At 66.9% G+C, this 3,642-nt stretch carries 3 protein-coding genes; 2 read left to right on the top strand and 1 reads right to left on the bottom strand.

The genetic code is table 11. The features are described 5' to 3' along the window. Positions 1-179: 179 nt before the first annotated feature. On the bottom strand, positions 180-1,394 hold the full coding sequence (gene carA / locus LC092_RS21025; RefSeq protein WP_224809694.1) for a glutamine-hydrolyzing carbamoyl-phosphate synthase small subunit: 1,215 nt from the start codon (positions 1,392-1,394) through the stop codon (positions 180-182). Between the two features lie 243 nt (positions 1,395-1,637). Here carA and LC092_RS21020 point away from each other — a divergent pair, with 243 nt between their 5' ends. Then, the gene (locus tag LC092_RS21020) at positions 1,638-2,093 is read left to right on the top strand and encodes a GatB/YqeY domain-containing protein (RefSeq protein ID WP_224809692.1); all 456 of its coding nucleotides are present in this window, start codon (positions 1,638-1,640) and stop codon (positions 2,091-2,093) included. A gap of 169 nt (positions 2,094-2,262) precedes the next feature. Then, on the top strand, positions 2,263-3,642 hold a 1,380-nt coding region (gene dnaG / locus LC092_RS21015), incomplete at its 3' end, for a DNA primase (RefSeq protein WP_224809689.1).

The following is a 3,642-nucleotide window of genomic DNA, read 5'->3' as shown; positions in this document are numbered from 1 at the left end:
GCCCCAGCCTGAGGTGGCTGGACCAACCTAACCCTGAACAAAAACCGCTCAAAACCTCAGAACCAAAACTGAAAAAAACAAACCCGCCGAAATCGACGGGTTTGTCAGCAGTCTGAGGCGCCGCGGATTTCCGCGGCGCCTTTTTGTTTGCAACCCGGGTCCGGACCGGCAGCAGCGCCTCAGGCGGCGGCCGCATCCTTTTCCGGCAGGGCGGCTTCGCCCTTGCGCGCGCGCATCAGGTTGGTGAAGCGGCGGAACAGATAGTGGCTGTCGCGCGGGCCGGGCGAGGCCTCCGGGTGATACTGCACCGAAAACACTGGCCGGTCCTTCAGCCGCAGGCCGCAGTTCGATCCGTCGAACAGCGACACATGCGTCTCCTCGACGGCCTCGGGCAGCGAGGCGGCGTCGACGGCGAAGCCGTGGTTCATCGAGGTGATCTCGACCTTGCCGGTGGTGCGGTCGAACACCGGGTGGTTCGCGCCGTGATGGCCCTGGTGCATCTTGACGGTGGCGCCGCCAAGCGCCAGCGCCAACATCTGGTGCCCCAGGCAGATGCCGAAGACCGGCAGGCCGCTGTCGACCAGCTCGCGAATGACGGGAACCGCATAGGCACCGGTTGCCGCCGGATCGCCCGGGCCGTTCGACAGGAAAATGCCGTCGGGCTCGCGCGCGAGCACATCCTGTGCGCTCGCGGTTGCCGGAAGCACGGTGACCTCGCAGCCCGCGTCCGTCAGGAGTCGCAGGATGTTGCGCTTGATGCCGTAGTCGATCGCCACGACCTTAAAGCTGCCGCCCTCGCTCGTGCCGTAGCCCTTGTCCCATTCCCAGGGGGTCTGCGACCAGGGGTAGCTCTGCGCGGAGGTGACGTCCTTCGCCAGGTCCATGCCGACGAGGCCGGGCCAGTTGGCGGCCGCAAGCTTGAGCGCCTCGATGTCGAAATTGCCGTCGGGATCATGGGCGATGACGGCATTGGCCGCGCCGCTTTCGCGGATCAGGGCGGTCAGCGCGCGCGTGTCGATGCCCGACAGCCCGACGATCCCGCGCGCCTTCATCCAGTCGTTGAAGTGACGGGTCGCGCGGTAGTTCGCAGGCTCGGTCACATCCGCGCGCACGATCGCGCCGCGCACGCCGGAGGCCGCCGCCATATTGACCGTCTCGACATCTTCCTCGTTTGTGCCCACATTGCCGATATGGGGAAACGTGAAAGTGACGATCTGGCCGGCATAGGAGGGATCCGTGAGGATCTCCTCATAGCCGGTGAGCGCGGTGTTGAAACAGACTTCGGCGCAGGCCTGGCCGGTCGCGCCAAAGCCCTGGCCCTCGATAACGGTCCCGTCGGCCAGGACCAGTACGGCCGTGGTCGGCGTCGCAGACCAGACGTCAGCGGTCGTCATTATCTTGCTTTCTCGATCACAAAGGTGACAAGGTTGAGCGCCCGAGGCGCCTTGACTGTGCACGGCTGAAGTGTCAACGGTGCGTCAATCGCGGCACTTTATGGGATGCCAGCGCAAGGGTCAACTCTCGGTCTGTTAAAAATAATCATAAGAAATCAAATAGATAGGTCTATACCTCGGTTGGACATGCTGCTGCGTCACCGTTTTGCAGCGCAGGTTCGCGAGCAAACGGCAGGGCAGGTCATGCGGGAACGGATTGATGCGGCGCTTCGCCAGGCGGTGGAGACCAACGACAAGCGTCGGGCTGCGACATTGCGGCTGCTGCTGGCGGCCATCCAGGATCGGGAATCGCGCTCGCGCGAGCTCGGCCGCGACGGGATCAAGGACGAGGACCTCCACGAGATCCTCGACAAGATGGTCGACCAGCGCGTGCGCTCGATCCGCGATTTCGAGGAAGCCGGCCAGCTCGAGCTCGCCGAGCAGGAGCGCGACGAGGTCGCCGTGATCCGGGAGTTCCTGCCCAAGCAGTTCGACGACCAGGCCATGCAGGAGGCCTGCGAGGATGTGGTGCGCGACATCAGCGCCAAGGGCCTGCGCGACATGGGGCGCTGCATGAGCGCGCTGAAGACCCGCTATCCGGGGCAGATGGATTTCGTCCGGGCGAGTTGCGTCGTGAAGGACCTGCTGCGCAGCGAATAGCCGCCCGCCGACGCAGGTTGCACACAGGGTATCAACCGCTCGGCACCTGCTGGCGCATGGCGGATGAATCTGTGGCCCGCTTGCTGTAAACTCCGCGCTTCCAAACTGATGCGCCGCCGCGATGCCGCGGCGGGTGCGGACAGACACCGGCCTCCTGACAGGACCCGATATGCGTTTTTCGCCCGGCTTGCTCGACGAGATCCGAGACCGTCTCCCGTTGTCGGAGGTGGTGGCGCGGCGCGTGAGCTGGGACCGGCGCAAGACCCAGGCCGCGCGCGGCGACTATTGGGCGTGCTGCCCGTTTCACCAGGAAAAGACGCCGAGCTTTCACGTCGACGACCGGCGCGGCCGCTACAAATGCTTCGGCTGCGGCGCGTCGGGCGATCATTTCCGCTTCCTGACGGAGACCGAGGGGCTGTCGTTTCCCGAGGCCGTCGAGCGGCTGGCCGATCAGTCGGGGGTGTCCCTGCCGACGCCCGATCCGCGCGAGGCGGCGCGCGCCCAGCAGCGCGCCAGCCTTGCCGAGATCTGCGAGATGGCGGCGCGCTTTTTCCAGGACAATCTGGCGACATCCGGCGGCGAGGCGGCGCGGGCCTATGTGCGCAAGCGTCGTCTCTTGCCCGAGACCTTGCGCGAATTCCGCTTCGGCTATGCGCCGAACGGGCGCGACGCGCTGAAGCGGCATCTCATCGGCAAGGGCGTCGACGAGGCGGCGATGATCGAGGCCGGTCTCGTCATTCGCCCGGACGACGGACGCCCCACCTACGACCGGTTCCGCAACCGGCTGATGATCCCGATCCAGGACGACCGCGGCCGGGTGATCGCCTTCGGCGGCCGCACGCTCGATCCCGACGGCCAGCCCAAATACCTGAACTCGCCGGAGACGCCGCTGTTCCACAAGGGCGCGATGGTCTTCAACTTTCACCGCGCCCGCGAGCCGGCCCACAAGAGCGGCCAGGCGATCGTGGTGGAAGGCTATATGGACGCCATCGCCATCTGGCAGGCGGGCATGCGCAATGTGGTCGCCGCCCTTGGCACCGCCTTCACCGAGGAGCAGATCGGCCGGCTGTGGCGGCTGGCGCCGGAGCCGACGATCTGTTTCGACGGCGATGCGGCCGGCGTTGCGGCCGCGCATCGGGCGGTCGACCGGATCCTGCCGGGATTGCGCAGCGGCTATTCCTTCGGCTTCGTCTTCCTGCCCGACGGCAAGGATCCGGACGATCTCATCGCCGACGGCGGCGTCGATGCCTTTCAGCGCGAACTCGCCGGGGCGCTGCCGCTGATCGACGTGCTGTGGGCGCGCGAGGTCGATGCCGCGCGCATCGACACGCCGGAACGCCGCGCGGCGCTGGAAAAGAGCCTCGACGACCTGACCCGCACGATCGCGGACGAACGGGTCAAGCGCGGCTACCAGCTCGACATCCGGCTCAGGCTGTCCAATCTGTTCTATCGCCAGGCGCGGGCACAGCGCGCCGGCGGCGGCGGCACGGCGCGCGGCGGCGGAGCCGGCAGGCGCCCGGGCGATCCGGCGGCCGAGCCTTCCGTGCCG

The sequence above is a fragment of the Stappia stellulata genome (assembly GCF_020176715.1).
GTDB lineage: Bacteria > Pseudomonadota > Alphaproteobacteria > Rhizobiales > Stappiaceae > Stappia.
The sequence above is the reverse complement of the archived record's forward strand: the minus strand, read 5'-3'. Positions and strand labels throughout refer to the sequence as shown.

What these genes read in the sequence shown, in the direction of transcription:
- carA (WP_224809694.1), bottom strand. Translation starts at nt 1,394, where the DNA reads ATGACGACCGCTGACGTCTGGTCTGCGACGCCGACCACGGCCGTACTG.
- LC092_RS21020 (WP_224809692.1), top strand. Translation starts at nt 1,638, where the DNA reads ATGCGGGAACGGATTGATGCGGCGCTTCGCCAGGCGGTGGAGACCAAC.